This window comes from Streptosporangium heterodermiicola (assembly GCF_051390675.1).
Lineage (GTDB): Bacteria > Actinomycetota > Actinomycetes > Streptosporangiales > Streptosporangiaceae > Streptosporangium.
Window position 1 is genome coordinate 128,739 of record NZ_JBPJSR010000014.1, and the last position, 17,498, is coordinate 146,236.

Sequence of the window (17,498 nt, forward strand, 5' to 3'; positions counted from 1 at the left end):
CCGACTCCAGCCCTACGAGGGTGCCGTAGACCGTCCCCCGATGCACGCGAACCTACTGAAAAGCGCCCTATCTGCAATGTGGCCGCAAGACTTGCGAAACCCCATCAAACCCTCTGACACACGGCAATCCGCCGGGACACCCGTCCCGGCGGATTGATCGGATTGATCGGAGTGTGCGGAGGTCAGTTGCCGATGTACGGCACCGCCTCAAGGATCTCGACCGTGTTGGAGCGGCCGTTCGGCATCGTGTAGGTCGCCTTCTCGCCGATCTTCTTGCCGTTGATCGCCGCGCCGAGCGGCGACTTGGGCGAGTAGACGTCGATCGGGGCGCCGCTCTCCTCACGCGAGGCCAGCAGGAACGCGACCTCCTCGTCGTCGCCCTGGAAACGGACGGTGACCGTCATGCCTGGACCGACCACACCCTCGGTGCGGGGCGCCTCGCCGACCTTCGCGGTGTCCAGGATCTGGTGGAGGTGGAAGATGCGGGCCTCCATCTTGCCCTGCTCGTCCTTGGCGGCGTGGTAGCCGCCGTTCTCCTTCAGGTCACCTTCTTCGCGTGCCGCCTCGATCTTCTTGGCGATGTCGACGCGCCCGGGCCCCGAGAGGTGCTCGTACTCAGCCTTCAGGCGGTCGTACGCCTCCTGAGTGAGCCAGGTGACGCTCTCGATGCGGGAGTCGGCCACGGGATCTCCTTGCTTCCTCGGGGGCTTCGTGCTCAATGCCTGGGGGTTGCGGTCGGTCGAATTTCGAAAGGCTAACAAGTTAACCCCTCGACCGCCTCCCCAAATGTCTCACTATACGAGATAGCAGTACTGGACATCGACGGAAGTGGCCTGAGCACTGGTCTCTAGCCGTTCGGTAAGCCGAACATACCCCTCACCAGCCGGAATATTGACCTCCTTGCTGCCGACCTCGACGTGGCTCACGTCGGTGGCCCGGAGGCGGCAGAGCGCGGCGCGATCAGATGGTTTGACCGCTTCAAAGGTGATCTGCACAGAATCGCCGCGGGTGGTGTCGAACGCAATGACCTGGTCGATGACCTCCGTGTTGCCCTTCGCCGCCCACATCACGTAGCCCCAACCCCCCGCGCACACGGCGCAGAGGATCGCGATCACGATGTGCACGACGAAGCGCCCCCTGCGCTCCGGGCGGTCCGGAAAGTCGCCCGGGGTGCCGAGGACAGGACCGTCCTGACGGCCCTTCTCGGCTTCGCTGGTGGCCATGACGGAATCTCCCTGCACTACCTCGGTGTTATCCGAGACAATTGTCCCCTGCGGGGGCCTCGCCCTCGCGACCGCCCAAGAGAAACTAACCTCTCCCTAGAGTGACGTAAGCCGAGGGCGCGCGGGGACCCACGTCGAGCGGAGCGGAACATACGGCCAGGCGGGCCGTCCGCGAGGCGACCGACGACGATCCGACGCGCGACCGACATAAGGAGACACCGAGCCCGTGAGTGCACCGCTCAGGCTGATGGCCGTTCACGCGCATCCCGACGACGAGTCGAGCAAGGGCGCCGCCACCATGGCGCGCTACGTGGCCGAGGGCGTGGACGTGCTGGTCTGTACGCTCACCGGAGGCGAGCGCGGGTCGATCCTGAACCCCAAGATGGAGCGCCCGGAGATCCTTGAGAACATCGGCGAGGTCCGGCGCCTGGAGATGGAGCGCGCCCGGGAGATCCTCGGCGTGGAGCAGCGCTTCATGGGGTTCGTCGACTCCGGCCTCCCGGAGGACGAGAGCGAGCCGCTGCCCGAGGGCTGCTTCGCGCTGCAGCCGCTGGAGATCGCCTCGGAGCCGCTGGTGGCGGCCGTCCGCGAGTTCAGGCCGCACGTGATCCTGACCTACGACGACGACGGCGGCTACCCGCACCCCGACCACATCATGACCAACCGCGTCTCGGTCGAGGCCTTCGAGGCGGCCGGCGACCCCGACCGCTACCCGGGCGCCGGCGAGCCCTGGCAGCCCCTGAAGCTCTACTACCACATGGGTTTCACCAAGGACCGGTTCGAGGCGCTGCACGAGGCGATGAACGCCCGGGGCATCGGCTCCCCGTACGCCGAGTGGATCTCCCGCTGGGAGGACCGCCCGCAGAAGTGGCCGGTGACCACGCGCGTCCCCTGCGGCGACTACTTCGAGCTCCGCGACGAGGCGCTGCTCGCGCACGCCACCCAGGTCGACCCGGACGGCTTCTGGTTCGTCTGCCCGCGCGACCTGCAGCGCGAGATCTGGCCGACCGAGGACTACCACCTGGCCCGCTCGCTCGTGGACGTCGAGACTCCCGAGGACGACCTGTTCACGGGAGTCCGCGTGGAGGTCCCGGCCGACACGGTCTCGCACGCCTGCCACTGACGCGACCATGGGGTGGCGGTGGCAAACTTGACGTGTGATTGCATTCGACACCGTCACCAAAGGTGACGTCAGCCCGGGTCTCCTGGGCTTCCTCGTCGTGGCCGGCCTGGGGTTCGCCCTCTACGTGCTGGTCAAGTCGATGAGGAAGCAGATCTCCAGGATCGAGGTCCCCTCCGAGGCCGAGCTGAGGGAGCGGAACGGCGCCGGCACCACCACGACGCCGACCGCTCCCTAGCCCCGCCGGATCCACGGTCCCGGCCGGCCGTCGCGCGACACGCGCGGGAGGCCGGCTCCGCCGATCCGAAACCCCCGAGAGCGAGTGAGGACGATCATGGCCGACGACATCGAGGTCTCCGACAACCCCGAGGCGCTGCGCTTCGAGATCCTGCTGGACGGCGGGGTCGCCGGGTTCGCCGCGTACCGCCTGCGCGCCGGGAAGATCATTTTCACCCACACCGAGATCCTCCCCGAGCACGAGGGCAAGGGCCTGGGCGGCCGGCTGGCCTCCGCGGCCCTCGACGCGAGCCGCTCGGCCGGCCGGGCGGTCGTGCCGCTCTGCCCCTTCGTCGCCCGCTACATCCGGCGCCACCCCGAGTACAGGGATCTGGTGCCCGAGGGCTACCTCGACCTCCTCGACGAGGAGAGCTGACCACCCGGCGGCCGTACGCCCACCGGCCGGCCCTGGCCGTACGAGAGCGCCCGTCAGTTGCCGAGGGTGTCCGTCGAGGACCAGGCGCGCTCCAGCGCCCTGGGCAGCCCCCAGCGGCCCAGCGAGGTGAGCACCTCGGTCCTGTCGACGATCCCGAGGCACGCCCAGAGCGGGGTGACCGAGCTGAAGAGCGTCTCGGCCGCCTCCAGGTCCTCCGGCTCGTCCAGATCGACGTCGATGTCCTCCGATTCGGCGATGAGCCTCGCGATCCGCTCGGGTGACGCCAGCACCCCGGGGCCGCGCCTGGCCAGGGCGGCGACCACGGCCAGCCAGTCGGCGTGGTGGATCGCGCACAGGGCGGCCAGCACCGAGTCCTCGTGGCTGAGCTCCCCGTCCAGGTCGGAGAAGACCTCCAGCCGGTCGTCCTCGTCGGGCAGGTCGGAGATCGGCCCCGCGATGCCCGCCGTGACGGTCAGCCAGAGCTCCTCGTCGTCGGCGGGCAGCGGCTCCCCCTCGTACCCGGCGCAGGCACGCAGCACGTTGCCGGGATAGCCGGGCCTGCCCAGCACCTCGCGCAGCCGGGTGGCCGCGGCCCGCAGCTCCCTGACGGGCCGCTCGGGGTCGGGCAGCTCGGCCAGGATGCGCCGCAGCTCGGCGAGCGCGAACGCCTCCTCCTCGTCCCAGGCGGCGAACAGCTCCTCGTCCTGCTCGTCGGAGACCGCGGTCCCGGGGACCCGCCCGTCGGGCAGCGGGCCGGTGAGCCAGCGCTCCTGGAGGTCCGCGTAGGCCTCCCTGGCGCCCTCGTCGCCCCGGGCGAGCGCGTCGGGGTCGATCTCCCCGGAGGCGACCCGTTGCTCCAGGTAGGCGACGAGCCCGTGGAACATCTCCTCGCCGACCGGCCCTCGCTCGTCCTCCTCCGGCCAGACGAAGAAGCTCGGGGTGAGCAGGAGCGGCTCGGTGCCGGTGGACTCCATCCAGCGCTGCACGTCCCCCACGGTCGCGCCGCCGGACTCGATCGCGCTGAGCGTCGCCTTCGCGGAATCCCAGAAGGGCACCGACAGCGGGTTGCCCGCCGACAGCATCGCCCGCCTCAGATCGGGCAGCGCCACCAGCGCCACGCCGGACGGCACGGCGAGCAGCGCGCGGGCAACATCACGCCGGGTCAGCTCGGAAGCCGCCCTTCCGGCGTGCACACAGACGAAGTCGAGATCCACGCCCAGTGAGCCTACGCCGGAAGCGCGGCGAACACACCTTCCCGCCCGGTGTCACCTCACGCACCTGACGCACCGCGCCCCACCGGGGAGTCCGGGAGCCGTACGGCACGCCCACGGAACACACGAGGATCCCGGAGGGGGCGGCGGATCAGGAGACGCCGGGCGCGACGGCCGGGGCGCGCGTACGGCGCGGGGCGGTGGCCCGGACGGCCCGGACGGGACGCCAGGTGCTCACCAGCGCGAAGGCGAGCAGCAGCTCGGCGATGTCGCCGCCGTAGTACATGATCTCCGCGGCTCCGCGCAGCTGCTCGACCGGCACCGGCACGTCGACGACGAGCCCCGCGTACATCAGCTGCGACAACGTGGCGTGCACGGTGATCGCCACCCCCAGCACGACCAGCCGACGAGGGACAGAAGGGCGTCGCGGCGCCGGGTCGGGACCGGCGATCGCCCAGGCGAACAGGCAACCGGCCAGCAGGAAGTGCGCGTGCACCAGGTGGTGCGGCAACACGCCGGTGGAGGTGATCCGGTACAGCGGGGTGCAGTACAGCGCCACCATCGCGCCCACGCTGAGCAGCAGCGCGCTCCACGGATCGGCCAGTAGATGCGCCGCCCGGCAGCGCAGCACGGCGCCGAGGCGCCGCCCGTGGACCGGCGGCAGCGAGCGCAGCAGCAACGTCACCGGGGCGCCCAGCACCAGGCCCAGCGGCGCCAGCATGCCGATCAGCAGGTGCTGCAGCATGTGCCCGCGAAAGTCCGTCCCGGCGAACGCGGCGACGGGCCCGGTCACGGCGGCGGCGGCCAGCGCGGCACCGGTGAGGAAAGCCGCCGTCCGCCACCGGCTCCATCCTCTGGGCTCACGACCGCGCCGTACCGCCAGCAGCACGTATCCGCCCGCCGACACGGCCAGGAGGGCCGGTGGCAGCACCGCGGCCAGGTCACCGCCGTGCCGGTGGACCTCGTGCGCCAGGGCGATCATGACACCGGCGCGGCTGGGGCGCGCCCGTCCTTGTCACGCCCGTCCTTGTCGCGTGCGTTCCGGCCACGTCCGTCCTCGTCACACAGCTCGACCGGGCCGCCGCCGCGCTGCAGCAGCCAGCCTCCGGCCACCAGCACCGCGCCCAGGAGCAGGAACCCCAGGTCCCACCAGGTCTGGTACGGGCCGGTCCGCACGTGGTGGACGCCCAGCAGGTGGTGATCGACAACGCCTTCCACCAGGTTGAACACCCCCCACCCGACGAGGATCCAGCCCCACAGTTCCCGCGATCTCCACACCCGGCCGCGGGAGCCCAGGACCCGCGAGTACAGCAGGCCGAGGCCGATCAGCACCGCCAGCCAGGTGAACGCGTGGAACAGGCCGTCCCACAGCGTGTTCATCCGCAGCCCGGGGACGGTGTCCACCGGGTAGTACCTCACCCCGATGTTGTCGGTGTTCGTGCTGGACAGCATGTGGTGCCACTGCAGGATCTGGTGCAGCAGGATGCCGTCGACGAACCCTCCCAGTCCCACGCCCAGAACCGCGCCGGGCACGGCGATCCGCCCGGCGCCGCCCCTCCCCGCCGACCTGCCCGTCATCGCGGCCCCCTCGTCCCCGGTCAGGACCCGGTGCCGACGGCACCGGGCGTCCATTCCGCCAAACCCCACCAGAGCCACCGGCGGGCGTACGGGAGCGACGCACCCGCGCGCGTCATCCACGGCCTAAAATTTCGGCCACGACCACGCGGGGAACGGACCACGACCGCACGGGGAGCGATCACGGCACCGGCGGCCGCGCTCGCGGTGCCGTCCCGCTCCCGGTTCGGTGTGACCGGTTTAGTGTGAGAGGGACCGGGTGGGCCGAACCACGACGCGCGATCTTCACGCGCTTCGCGGGAGGCGCGCCTCGTGGGAGGCTCGCGTTTCGCGGGAAGCGCACCTCGCGGGAACCTCCCGCCTCCCGCCTCACGGGAAGCGCGTTTCGCGGGAAGCTCGCGCCTCTCGGGAAGTGGGGGAAACACACCTCGTGAGAAGCACACGCCTCGCGGGAAGAACGCACCTCGTGGGAAGCACGCACGCACCGCGTACGCAGGAAAGGTTTCCATGAACCGCTTGAAGGACGCGACGAGTCCCTATTTGCTCCAGCACGCGGACAATCCCGTCGACTGGTTCGAATGGGGTGAGGAGGCGTTCGCCGAGGCCGCCCGCCGGAACGTGCCGCTGCTGATCAGCGTCGGCTACTCGGCGTGCCACTGGTGCCACGTGATGGCCCACGAGTCCTTCGAGGACCGGGCCACGGCCACGCTGATGAACGAGCGCTTCGTCAACGTGAAGGTCGACCGCGAGGAACGACCGGACGTCGACGCGGTCTACATGGCGGCCACCCAGGCCATGACCGGTCAGGGCGGGTGGCCGATGACGGTCTTCGCCACCCCGGAGGGCCACCCCTTCTACACCGGCACCTACTTCCCCAGGCAACAGTTCCAGCGGCTGCTGACCGGGGTGTCGAGCGCCTGGACCGAGGAGCGGGAGGCCGTACTGGAACAGGGCTCGAAGATCGTGGAGGCGCTGAACGAGCGGTCGGCGCTGCCGTCCGGGCCGCTGCCCACGCCCGACACGCTCACCCGTGCCGTGCACAGCCTGGCCGAGTCCTTCGACCCGGTCCGCGGCGGTTTCGGCGGGGCGCCCAAGTTCCCGCCGTCGATGGCCCTGGAGTTCCTGCTGCGGTACGGCGCGGCGCCCGCCGGGAACACCCGGGGCGAGGAGCGGCGGGCGACCGCCGAGGCGGCGACGTCCATGGCCGGGCGGACGCTGGAGGCGATGGCGCGCGGCGGCATCTACGACCAGCTCGGCGGAGGGTTCGCCCGCTACAGCGTGGACGCCGAGTGGGTGGTCCCGCACTTCGAGAAGATGCTCTACGACAACGCCCTGCTCCTGCGGGTCTACGCGCACTGGTGGCGCTCCACCGGCTCCACCCTGGGCAGGAGGGTCGCGCTGGAGACGGCCGACTGGCTGCTGGCCGAGATGCGCACCCCCGAGGGGGGCTTCGCCTCCGCCCTCGACGCCGACAGCGAGGGGGTGGAGGGCAAGTTCTACGCCTGGACCCGTGAGGAGCTCCGCGAGGTCCTCGGCGAGGAGGACGGGCTCTGGGCGATCGAGCTGTTCGAGGTGATCGGGACGTTCGAGCACGGCACCTCGGTGCTGCAGCTCCTCGCCGACCCCGACCCCGGCGAGGCCGAACGGTTCGCCCGGGTCCGCGCCGCGCTGCTGGCCGCGCGGGCCCGCCGGGTACGGCCGGGGCGCGACGACAAGGTGGTGGCCGCCTGGAACGGCCTCGCCGTCGCCGCCCTCGCAGAGACCGGCGCCCTGTTCGAGCGGCCGGACCTCGTCGAGGCGGCGCGCGAGGCGGCCGTGCTGGTCGACGAGCTCCACATGGACGGCGACCGGCTGCTGCGCACCTCCCGCGACGGCAGGCCGGGCACCAACGCCGGGGTCCTGGAGGACTACGGCGACCTCGCCGAGGGCCTGCTCGCCCTGTACGGGGTGACCGGGGAGGTCCGCTGGTTCCGGCGGGCCGAGGCGCTGCTCGACACCGTCCTGGAGCGGTTCTCCGACGGCTCCGGCGGGTTCTACGACACCGCCGACGACGCCGAGCGGCTCTTCCAGCGCCCCCGGGACGCGACCGACAACGCCACCCCGTCCGGCCAGTTCGCCGCCGCGGGCGCGCTGCTCTCGTACGCCGCGCTGACCGGCGCGGCCCGGCACCGGGAGGCGGCCGAGGCGGCCCTGGGCACGGTCACCGTCCTGGCCGACAAGCACGCGCGGTTCGCCGGGTGGGGTCTGGCGGCGGCCCAGGCCGCGCTGTCCGGCCCGATCGAGGTCGCGATCGTGGGCCCGGCGGGCGATCCGGCGACGGCCGCCCTGCACAGGGCGGCGCTGCTGTCACCCCTGCCAGGTCTGGTCCTGGCGCTCGGCGAACCCGCTTCGGCCGGTTCTGATACCGGTGCCGGTGCGGATGCCGATGCCGATGCCGGTTCCGGTTCCGGTTCCGAGGAGGTCCCGTTGCTGGCGGGCAGGGGTCTGGTGGGCGGCGAGCCCGCGGCCTACGTGTGCCGGGGCTTCACGTGCAGGATGCCCGTCACCACCCCGGCGGCCCTGCGAGCCGAACTGGCGGGCGAAGCGTAACGGCGAACCGCGCCCGCTCTCTCGTCGGTCGTCCTGGATGTCGGTCGTCCTGGATGTCAGTCGTCCTGGATGGGGTCGGTCGCCCTGGATGGAGTCGGTTGCCGTAGACAGGGGCGGTCGGCCCCGTGTGGGGTCGGTTGCCCTGGATGGAGTCGGTTGCCGTAGACAGGGGCGGTCGGCCCCGTGTGGGGTCGGTTGCCGCAGGCAGGGTCAGTTGCCCCGGATGGGGTCGCCGAGTCTGTGGCCCAGGCCCTCGACGCCGAAGTCGCCACCGCCCCGGTCCTCGCCGCCCCTGTCACCGCCGTCCCCGCCGCCGCGCCCGTCGGGGACGTCACCCCGGCCGGGCCCGGGGCCGTCGCCGGGCCCGCCCGGCCCCTCGCCGGTCTCCTCGGGGGCCGGTGGCTGGTCCGGCCCCGGGGTCTCCTGGTCGGGGGCGGCGGTCTGGTCGGGGCCGGGAGTGCCCGTCTCGTCGGGGCCGGGCGTGCTCCGGTCCTGGCCGTCGTCCTGCCGGTCGCCGTACTCGTCGTCGGGGTCGTAGCCGCCGTACGTGTCGGAGTAGCCGTAGTTGGACGGCTCCTTGAACTCCTTGACCGGCTTGCCCTCCATCGCCTCGGTCATGAAGGACCGCCAGATCTGCGCGGGGTAGGAACCGCCGTACAGGGCGCTGCCGTTCACCGTCACCGGCTTGTTGTCGTCGCGGAACATGTCGACCGCCACGGCGAGTTGCGGGGTGAACCCGGCGAACCACACGGCCGCGGACTCGTCGGTGGTGCCCGTCTTGCCCGCCACGGGACGGTCGTAGAGACGGGCCCCGGAGCCGGTGCCCCCCTCGACGACCTGGGTCAGCGCGTAGGTGGCGTCGATGGCGGCCTGCTCGCCGAAGGCGCGCTTGCCCTTGGTGGAGCTCTTGACGACATTGCCCTCGGCGTCGGTGACCGAGCGGATCACGTGGGCCTCGCGGTGGACGCCCTCGGCGGCGAAGGAGGCGAAGCCTGAGGCGTTCTGGACGGCGCTCACCGAGGCCACGCCGAGCGGGAGCGTGGCGGCGCCCCGGTGCGGGTCGAGCTGGGCGGCGGGGATCCCGGCCCCCTCGGCGAGCTTGACGACCTTGTTCAGGCCGACCTTCTGGGCGAGGTCGACGAACGCGGTGTTCACCGAGCTCTGGGTCGCCTTCACGAGGTTGACCTCGCCGTAGGAGTAGCCGCCCGAGTTGGGGATGTCGGCGGAGGCGATCCGGAGCGGCGAGTTTCCGTCGACCCTGGTGTCGAGGCCGAAGCCGTTGTCCAGGGCCGCGGCCAGCGTGTAGGCCTTGAACGTCGATCCGGCCTGCACCTTGGCCGAGAAGGAGTTGTCGAACTTGTTGGCGGTGTAGCTGCGCCCGCCGTAGAAGGCCACGACCTCACCGGTGGCGGGGTCGACTGCGGCGAGCCCGGTGCGGACCTTCTTGGGGGTGCCGTCCGGCAGGGTCGAGGTGACGGCGCGCTCGGCGGCGGCCATGAGGTTCTTGTCGAAGGTCGAGACGATCTTCAGGCCGCCCTGGTTGATGACCTCGTCGGTGTATCCCCTGCTCTTGAGCTCGGCCGTCACCTGGTCGAGCATGTAGCCCTCCTGGCCCTTGGGCGCGAAGATCGCCTTGGGCCTGCGGAGGGCGGGGAAGGTCACCTCGGCGGCCTCCTGGGAGGTGATGGCCCCGGTGGCCACCATCCCGTCGATCACCGACCTCCAGCGGTCTCTCGCCGCGTAGAGGTCGGGGCCCTGCGGGTCGGCGAACCTGGAGGGCTGCTGGATCACCGCGGCGAGGTAGGCGCCCTGGGCGAGGGTGAGCTTGCCGACGTCCCTGCCGAAGTAGGCGGCGGCCGCCGCCTGGACCCCGTCGGCGCCCCGGCCGAAGTAGATCGTGTTGAGGTACTGCTCCAGCACCCAGTCCTTCGGCTTCGACTGGTCCACCTTCAAGGAGATCATGACCTCCTTGAGCTTCCTGACTATGGAACGTTCCTGGCTGAGGCCGCTGTAGTAGTTGCGGACCATCTGCTGGGTGATCGTGGAGCCGCCCTGGAGCTGCTGGCCGCTCACCGTGGACCACATGGCGCGGAAGGTGCCCGAGAGGGAGACGCCCTGGTCGTCGTAGAAGGAGCGGTTCTCCGCGGCGATGACCGCGTTGCGCAGGCTCTGCGGCACCTTGTCGAGGGCGACGCTCTTGCGGTTGACGCCCTGCCTGGCCAGCACGGTCTTACCGTCGCGATAGTAGATCACCGAGCCCTGCGCGGTGGCCCTTGGCTGTGTGCTGTCGGGGATGGGGGTGATCGCCCACACCACCCCGAGCAGGCCGATCGCCGAGAACAGCCCGACGCCGAAGACAACGAGTGTGATCCTCAGGAGTTTCCTCCTGGGACTGCCCGTCCCGCCTTTTAACACGCGTGACCCCCCGATAGGACCCGCCGCTGACCCCCGACGGTTGCGGACCGTTAAGGGTAAACGATGGATAACGGTGTCTGGCCCCTGCTTGGCATGGTACGGCTAGCTCTTCCCCTTGCGCGGGACATCGGCCACCAAAGGCAGAACACGGTATGGCACAGGGGTGTCCAAGGCGATCACCGACGAGGTCCTGACCACGCCCCGGACGTCAACGATCAGGTCAATTACCCGCTGCAGGTCGGCATTGCTGCGCGCCACCACCCTGCAGTGCATGTCGTCACCACCGGTGATCGTGTGCACCTCCAGTATCTCGGGAATGGCGGCGAGCTGGTCGGCGACCGGGTCGTACCCGCTGACCTGGCGGATCTGCAGGGTCACGAACGCGGTCACGTCGTAGCCGAGCGCCGCGGTGCTGACGTCCGGGCCGAACCCGGTGACCACCCCCCGGGAGGCGAGCCGGTCGAGGCGGGCCTGCACGGTCCCCCTGGCCACACCGAGCCGCCGCGAGCACTCCAGCACCCCTAGCCGGGGCTCCGCCGCCAGCAGGGCGATGAGCCGGGCGTCGAGCTGGTCGATCGTCATGATGTACAGATACTCCGCGGTGACCGGTGAGTAGGTGTGCATTTTGTGCAGTACTTGAAGACAGTGTTGCACAAACCGCCCAGAAAATCAGACAGTATTCGCATGAGCGACATCTTTCCGGTGAACGGTATGGACTGTGTGGTCTTCGCGGTGGGAAACGCCAAGCAGGCCGCCCACTACTACTCCAGCGCGTTCGGCATGCGGCTCGCGGCCTACCGGGGCCCGGAGAACGGCAGCCGTGACGAGGTGGCGTACGTCCTCACCTCGGGTTCGGCCAGGTTCGAGTTCCGGGGGGCGGTGCGTCCCGGCACCGGGGTGGCCCGCCACGTGGCCGAGCACGGTGACGGCGTGATCGATCTCGCCATCGAGGTCCCCGACGTGGAGGCGGCCTACGCCCACGCGCTCGCCCAGGGCGCGCGGGGACTGGTGGAGCCGCACGTGGTCGAGGACGACCACGGCAAGGTGGTGTCGGCGGCGATCGCGACCTACGGCGAGACCCGGCACACCCTGGTCGACAGGTCCAACTACAGCGGCCCGTACCTGCCCGGCTACGTCGCGGCGGAACCCATCGTGGCGGCCCCCGACGTGCGCAACGGCCGCCTGTTCCAGGCCGTCGACCACTGCGTCGGCAACGTGGAGCTCGGCAAGATGGACGAGTGGGTGGAGTTCTACAAGCGGGTCATGGGCTTCACCAACATGGCGGAGTTCATCGGCGACGACATCGCCACCGAGTACTCGGCGCTGATGTCCAAGGTGGTCGCGGACGGCACCCGCAAGGTGAAGTTCCCGCTCAACGAGCCGGCGATCTCCAAGAAGAAGTCGCAGATCGACGAGTACCTGGAGTTCTACGGCGGCCCCGGCGTGCAGCACGTCGCGCTGGCCACCAACGACATCCTCAGCACCGTCGACCACATGCGCGCGGCGGGCGTGAGCTTCCTCGACACCCCCGCCTCCTACTACGACGACCCCGAGCTGCGCGCCCGCATCGGCGAGGTCCGCGCGCCGATCGAGGAGCTGAAGAAGCGCGGGATCCTGGTCGACAGGGACGAGGACGGCTACCTGCTGCAGATCTTCACCAAGCCGGTGCAGGACCGCCCGACGGTGTTCTTCGAGCTGATCGAGCGGCACGGCTCGCTCGGCTTCGGCAAGGGCAACTTCAAGGCGCTCTTCGAGGCGATCGAGCGCGAGCAGGACCTGCGCGGCAACCTTTAGCAGAGGTCGTAGGCCGGGAACCGATCGGGCCGACCGGAGCCGGTCACGGCCCCGGAACGACCGGCAAGAAAACAGCCGGCTCCGGAGCGTTCAGGCTCTGGAGCAGTCGAGATCGGGAGTAACCGGGCTCGGCGGTGACCGCCTCCGAAGCGGCGCCCCGAAATAGTCGAAACCGGAGACGACCGGGCTCGGGAGCGACCGGCTCCAAAGTGGTCGAGTTCGGAGGCGACCGGCTCGGGAGCAACCCATAACCCCCCTTGGCTTTGCGATGGCCGCCTTGTGGCGATCACCCTTGAATGGGATCAGCACCGCCACCGCCGGACGACCGGGGATCGGACCCGTGGTCCGATCCCGCACCGCCCGGGCCGGGTTACGAGGGTCCGGGTCCCGGCCCCGGTCACGGACCTGACCCCGGTCCCGACGCGGGCCACAGGCTCGGCCCCGGCTCAAGTCACGACTCAAGTCACGGCCTCGGTCACAATCCCCTCCCCGGTCAAGGACCGAGCCTCAGCCCCGGCCAAGGACCTGGTCACGGTCCCGTCTTCGGTTACCCGCCGGTAGGAGAATCTCCCGGCGGTTTTCCCTGGGCCGGCGCCATCAGGCTGGGCGGGCGCTGGCGCCGCCTCTTCGCGGGAATCCTCGACCTTCTCGTCATCGGACTCGTCTCCTCGCCCTTCACCTACCGGACCGTCAGTACCATCACGGGCGCGGAGAGTGGTCTGTCGGTGCAGGTACCCTACGCGGAGACTCTCCTGGTGGCGGTCATCGGCTTCCTGTACTACTGGTTGCTGACCGCCTTCTGGCACGGTCAGACGCTCGGCAAGAGGATCTTCCGGTTGCGCGTGGCGGACATCAGCGGACACAAAGCCGGTGTCGGGCAGGTCGCGCTCCGTGAGCTGATCACGTGGCTGATGTACTCCACCTGCTGCCTGGGCTGGATAGATGTGGCTTGCATCCTTTTCCACTCACGCAAGCAGGCCGTACACGACCTCGCGGCCAGAACGCTTGTCATAGACGCCTGATCGGCGCAGGTCAGTCGCGTAGTGTGCCATTCCACGGGCTCGGCCGTCCGGCCGGGAAAGGGGCTTTAACGTATGGCGTCCAAACGGCTGGCCACCACGGCGACCGCCGCTCTTCTCAGCACGCTCGGGACCATCGGCACGGTCGCCTGCTCGGCGTCGAACGGGGAGAGCGCCCTGCCCGTGAAGCCGGACGCCTCCGCCGTGAGCCCCGTGACGCCGGTCGCCTCCGCCTCCGACGTCGCCACCGGCCGCGAGGCCGCGCCCGGCGCCCCGGGGATCGGCGACGCCGACTTCCCCACCGACGGCAACGGCGGCTACGACGTCGGCCACTACGGGCTCACGCTGGGCTACGACCCGGCCTCCAAGCACCTGTCGGGAGTGGCCAGGATCTCGGCGCGGGCCACCCAGAACCTCGCGAGTTTCAACCTCGACCTCTCCGGCTTCACCGTGAGCCGGGTCACCGTGAACGGCAAGCCCGCGAGATTCGACAGGGCGGGGACCGAGCTCGGCGTCACCCCTGCCGCGTCCATCCCGAACGCCACGGCGTTCACCGTCGAGGTCGCGTACGCCGGCGAGCCCGAACCGGTCCGGGGCTCCTCCAACCTGGGCACGTACGGCTTCATCCCGACCAAGGACGGCGCGTTCGTCACCTGCCAGCCCAACGGCGCCAAGACCTGGTTCCCCGGCAACGACCACCCCTCCGACAAGGCGAGCTACGACTTCGAGATCACCGTGCCCGCCGGGCTGACCGCGCTGGCCAACGGCGAACCCGTCGGCGAGCCGAAGACCGCCGGGGGCAGGACGACCTTCCGGTGGCGCGAGAGCCACCCGATGGCCAGTTACCTCGCCACCATGACGCTGGGCAAGTTCGAGATGCTGCAGGGCACGACCCCCGGGGGCCTGAAGAACGTCGCGGCCGTCGACCCGAGGTTCCACGGCTCGCTGCGGAAGCTGTACGACGTGTCGGGAAGGGTCACCGACTACTGGAGCACGGTCTTCGGCCCCTACCCCTTCTCCTCCACCGGAGGCGTGGTCGACGACTTCCCCGCCGGATACGCGCTGGAGAACCAGACCAAGCCCATGTACGGCGGATTCGCCCCCGACGACGCCATCATCGCCCACGAGCTGGCCCACCAGTGGTTCGGCGACAGCCTCAGCATCACCCGCTGGAAGGACCTGTGGCTCAACGAGGGCTTCGCGACCTACGCCGAGTGGCTCTGGTCGGAGCACGAGGGTCAGGGCACCGCCGAGCAGCTCTTCCGCAGGCACTACAGCGCCGGGGCCGACGACCCGATCTGGAGTTACGCCCCCGGCAAGGCCAAACCGGACGACCTGTTCAACAACTCCGTCTACACCCGGGGCGGCATGACGCTCCACGCGCTCAGGCGGCGGATCGGCGACCCGGCGTTCTTCAAGCTCCTGAAGGAGTGGAACTCCACGCACAAGTACGGGAGCGTCACGACCCCGGAGTTCGTCGCGATGGCCGAGAAGATCTCCGGCAAGAAGCTCGGCCCCCTCTTCGACGCCTGGCTGTTCACCGCGAAGAAGCCGACCACCTGGTGACGTGACCGGTGCCGACGCCCCTCGCTCCCTTCGCGCCTCCGTGAGACGGCGGGGGCGGCGGGGCGGCACAGGCACCGCCCCTCATCCCCGTCCCCTCGCGGCTCACGTGACGATGATCTTGTATCCCTCGACGCGCAGGGATCCCAGCACCTCCTCGGAGTGCACCGGCCCCCTGGTCTCCAGCTGCAGCTGGACCTCGACCTCCCCCGGGTGCATGCCCAGCCGCTCGTGCACGATGTCGAGCACGTTCGCGCCGAGCTCCGCCAGCCTCGACAGCAGCGCCGCCAGCGCGCCCGGCCGGTCGGAGAGCGGGACCCGCAGCGTGAGATAGCGCCCGGCGGCGGCCAGGCCGTGCCGGAGGACCTTGGCCAGCAGCAGCGGGTCGATGTTGCCCCCGGAGAGCACGGCCACCACGGGCGGCTCGAAGACGTGCGGGTGGGCCAGGATCGCGGCCACCCCGGCCACGCCCGCGGGCTCGACGACCTGCTTGGCGCGTTCGAGGCAGAGCACCAGCGCCTGGGAGATCTGGCTCTCGGTGACGGTGACGACGCTGTCGACCAGATAGTGGATCAGCTCGAAGGGCAGCTCGCCCGGACGGCCCACCGCGATGCCGTCGGCCATCGTCGAGGCGGGCCTGACCTCCACGGGGTGCCCGACGGCCAGCGACGCCGGGTAGGCGGCGGCCCTCTCGGCCTGGACCCCGACGATCCGCACGCCCGGCCGCAGCGACTTGACCGCGAGCGCCACCCCGGCCGCCAGCCCGCCCCCGCCCAGGGACATCACGATCGTGCCGACCTCGGGCAGCTGCTCCACGATCTCCAGCCCGATCGTGCCCTGCCCGGCGACGACGTCGGGATGGTCGAAGGGGTGGATGAACACGGCCCCGGTCCGGTTCGCGTGCTCCCTGGCCCGCTCCAGCGCGACGTCCACGGTGTCACCCGCGAAGAGCACCTCGGCGCCGTACGACCGGGTCGCGGCCACCTTGGGCAGCGGCGCCCCCTGCGGCATGTAGACCGTCGCCCCGGTGCCGACCAGGCCGGACGCGAGCGCGACCCCCTGCGCGTGGTTGCCCGCGCTGGCCGCGACCACCCCCCGCCGCCGCTCCTCCTCGTCCAGCCCGGCGATCCTGACGTACGCCCCCCGGATCTTGAACGAACCCGAACGCTGCAGGTTCTCGCACTTGAGGTGGACGGGCCCGCCGATGATCTCGGAGAGCACGTGGGAGTGGAGCAGCGGGGTGCGCAGGGCCACGTCGGCGAGCAGCTCACGCGCGGCGGCCACGTCGTCGTAGGTCACCTGGGGGTCTGACATGCGGATCATCGTACGGCGCGCGCTCCCATGGGCCGGACCGCCCCGGCTCGGTGAGGAAAAGGCCCTCCCGCCGACCGGCCGTCAGTGGACGCCGATCCGGTACGACAGCTCGTAGCGATCACCGGGCACGACGATCTACGACTGCGGCTGGGGCGGCATCCCCACCTTCGAACGACGCCCGGACACCACCGACGAAAGCGGCCGGGGACTGGCGACCGTCGCCGCCGTCGCCTCCCGGTTCGGCTATCGGGGCACCCAGGCCCTCGGCCACGCCGTCTGGGGTCAGCTGTCCGTCGTTCCCAGCCCGATCCCATCCGACAAGCAGGCCGAGATGTGAGAACACTCGGGGTTCCGTACGGAAGCGGTGGAAGTCTCTCGGCGACCCGGGCGATGATCTCCTCATGAAACGGCTCGTTGTGACGGCGGTGGCGATCTGCCTTCTGATCGTCCTGGGAGCGGCGGGCTGGTGGACCCTGGAGTCGCGGGGGCCGGACCGGACGGGACTGGCGCGCGAGGAGATTCTCACCCTCGACGCCTCCACGCGGGCGACCTTCCTGCAGGTGGTCGACCACCTGCAGACAGCCCCCGAGCGAGTCGGGAACACCTTCCTGACCGATGAGAAACCCGAGCTCGGCCCGCGGACGTTCTGCCACGAAGTTCTCATCGAGATCCGCAGGAAGAGCGCGAACGCCTACCTGGTCGGCGTCGTGGCCACGTGCGAGGAGTTCGCCCGCTCCGGCGACGCGCTCCTGTCGGGGACCGGTTTCAGAAGTCCGCTGCTCGTCACTCTGGAGGCCACCAAAGGCCGCTTCGAGGTCCGGTACGTCGAGGAGACCGGGGATGGCAGCAACCACTTACCCTCGATTCGCAAAATGTTCTCCGCCGACGCCGCGACCAGGGCACTGGACATCAGTAACTACGGTCCTCCCGGCCTGCCGCGGGGAACCGGCGACGAGGCCCGCCGGGCCTTCGGCCTCCCCCCGACCGCGAAGATCACTCGCCTATAGCCCGTTCCCTGCCCCA

At 70.4% G+C, this 17,498-nt stretch carries 16 protein-coding genes; 8 read left to right on the forward strand and 8 right to left on the reverse strand.

Going from position 1 to position 17,498, the window contains the following annotated elements; translation table 11 throughout:
• Positions 1 to 182: 182 nt before the first annotated feature.
• Entirely contained in the window at positions 183 to 683 is a 501-nt protein-coding gene (gene greA / locus ACSC1Q_RS28075; RefSeq protein WP_436761680.1) for a transcription elongation factor GreA, read from the reverse strand.
• Positions 684 to 794: 111 nt separating this feature from the next.
• Complete coding sequence (locus ACSC1Q_RS28080) at positions 795 to 1,223, reverse strand: DUF4307 domain-containing protein (protein WP_436761681.1); 429 nt, start codon at positions 1,221 to 1,223, stop codon at positions 795 to 797.
• A 226-nt stretch (positions 1,224 to 1,449) separates the two neighbouring features.
• On the opposite strand from ACSC1Q_RS28080, the gene mca reads away from it, so the two are divergent.
• The 3 genes from mca (at position 1,450) to ACSC1Q_RS28095 (ending at position 2,995) form a co-directional block, all read left to right on the forward strand.
• Complete coding sequence (gene mca / locus ACSC1Q_RS28085) at positions 1,450 to 2,346, forward strand: mycothiol conjugate amidase Mca (RefSeq protein ID WP_436761682.1); 897 nt, start codon at positions 1,450 to 1,452, stop codon at positions 2,344 to 2,346.
• 34 nt (positions 2,347 to 2,380) lie between these two features.
• Positions 2,381 to 2,581, forward strand: a complete 201-nt coding sequence (locus ACSC1Q_RS28090; RefSeq protein WP_436761683.1) for a hypothetical protein — start codon at positions 2,381 to 2,383, stop codon at positions 2,579 to 2,581.
• Between the two features lie 96 nt (positions 2,582 to 2,677).
• A complete protein-coding gene (locus tag ACSC1Q_RS28095) occupies positions 2,678 to 2,995 on the forward strand; it encodes a GNAT family N-acetyltransferase (RefSeq protein WP_436761684.1) in 318 nt (105 codons plus the stop codon).
• Between the two features lie 53 nt (positions 2,996 to 3,048).
• On the opposite strand, the gene ACSC1Q_RS28100 is transcribed toward ACSC1Q_RS28095, so the two are convergent.
• From ACSC1Q_RS28100 to ACSC1Q_RS28110, 3 genes are all read right to left on the reverse strand, one after another.
• Complete coding sequence (locus ACSC1Q_RS28100) at positions 3,049 to 4,209, reverse strand: hypothetical protein (protein ID WP_436761685.1); 1,161 nt, start codon at positions 4,207 to 4,209, stop codon at positions 3,049 to 3,051.
• A gap of 148 nt (positions 4,210 to 4,357) precedes the next feature.
• A complete protein-coding gene (locus tag ACSC1Q_RS28105) occupies positions 4,358 to 5,188 on the reverse strand; it encodes a cytochrome c oxidase assembly protein (protein ID WP_436761686.1) in 831 nt (276 codons plus the stop codon).
• On the reverse strand, positions 5,185 to 5,784 hold the full coding sequence (locus ACSC1Q_RS28110; RefSeq protein ID WP_436761687.1) for a DUF2243 domain-containing protein: 600 nt from the start codon (positions 5,782 to 5,784) through the stop codon (positions 5,185 to 5,187). The genes ACSC1Q_RS28105 and ACSC1Q_RS28110 overlap by 4 nt, the downstream gene beginning before the upstream one ends.
• 504 nt (positions 5,785 to 6,288) lie before the next feature.
• Here ACSC1Q_RS28110 and ACSC1Q_RS28115 point away from each other — a divergent pair.
• Positions 6,289 to 8,370 carry a thioredoxin domain-containing protein gene (locus ACSC1Q_RS28115; protein ID WP_436761688.1) on the forward strand — a complete coding sequence of 694 codons (2,082 nt, stop codon included), beginning with the start codon at positions 6,289 to 6,291 and terminating at the stop codon, positions 8,368 to 8,370.
• A gap of 210 nt (positions 8,371 to 8,580) precedes the next feature.
• On the opposite strand, the gene ACSC1Q_RS28120 is transcribed toward ACSC1Q_RS28115, so the two are convergent.
• Together ACSC1Q_RS28120 and ACSC1Q_RS28125 are read right to left on the reverse strand one after the other, a co-directional pair.
• The gene (locus tag ACSC1Q_RS28120; RefSeq protein ID WP_436761689.1) at positions 8,581 to 10,785 is read right to left on the reverse strand and encodes a transglycosylase domain-containing protein; all 2,205 of its coding nucleotides are present in this window, start codon (positions 10,783 to 10,785) and stop codon (positions 8,581 to 8,583) included.
• A gap of 102 nt (positions 10,786 to 10,887) precedes the next feature.
• Positions 10,888 to 11,367 carry an Lrp/AsnC family transcriptional regulator gene (locus ACSC1Q_RS28125; RefSeq protein ID WP_436761792.1) on the reverse strand — a complete coding sequence of 160 codons (480 nt, stop codon included), beginning with the start codon at positions 11,365 to 11,367 and terminating at the stop codon, positions 10,888 to 10,890.
• A 102-nt stretch (positions 11,368 to 11,469) separates the two neighbouring features.
• Between ACSC1Q_RS28125 and hppD the strand changes: the two genes are divergently transcribed.
• The 3 genes from hppD (at position 11,470) to ACSC1Q_RS28140 (ending at position 15,164) form a co-directional block, all read left to right on the forward strand.
• Positions 11,470 to 12,579 (forward strand): 4-hydroxyphenylpyruvate dioxygenase, encoded by a 1,110-nt coding sequence (gene hppD, locus ACSC1Q_RS28130; RefSeq protein ID WP_436761690.1) that lies wholly within the window; start codon positions 11,470 to 11,472, stop codon positions 12,577 to 12,579.
• Positions 12,580 to 12,875: 296 nt separating this feature from the next.
• Positions 12,876 to 13,601 carry an RDD family protein gene (locus ACSC1Q_RS28135; protein WP_436761691.1) on the forward strand — a complete coding sequence of 242 codons (726 nt, stop codon included), beginning with the start codon at positions 12,876 to 12,878 and terminating at the stop codon, positions 13,599 to 13,601.
• A 72-nt stretch (positions 13,602 to 13,673) separates the two neighbouring features.
• A complete protein-coding gene (locus ACSC1Q_RS28140) occupies positions 13,674 to 15,164 on the forward strand; it encodes a M1 family metallopeptidase (RefSeq protein WP_436761692.1) in 1,491 nt (496 codons plus the stop codon).
• A 102-nt stretch (positions 15,165 to 15,266) separates the two neighbouring features.
• Here ACSC1Q_RS28140 and ilvA read toward each other — a convergent pair whose 3' ends face one another.
• The gene (gene ilvA / locus ACSC1Q_RS28145) at positions 15,267 to 16,475 is read right to left on the reverse strand and encodes a threonine ammonia-lyase (RefSeq protein WP_436761693.1); all 1,209 of its coding nucleotides are present in this window, start codon (positions 16,473 to 16,475) and stop codon (positions 15,267 to 15,269) included.
• A 401-nt stretch (positions 16,476 to 16,876) separates the two neighbouring features.
• On the opposite strand from ilvA, the gene ACSC1Q_RS28150 reads away from it, so the two are divergent.
• A complete protein-coding gene (locus tag ACSC1Q_RS28150; protein ID WP_436761694.1) occupies positions 16,877 to 17,482 on the forward strand; it encodes a hypothetical protein in 606 nt (201 codons plus the stop codon).
• The last annotated feature ends 16 nt before the right edge of the window (positions 17,483 to 17,498 follow it).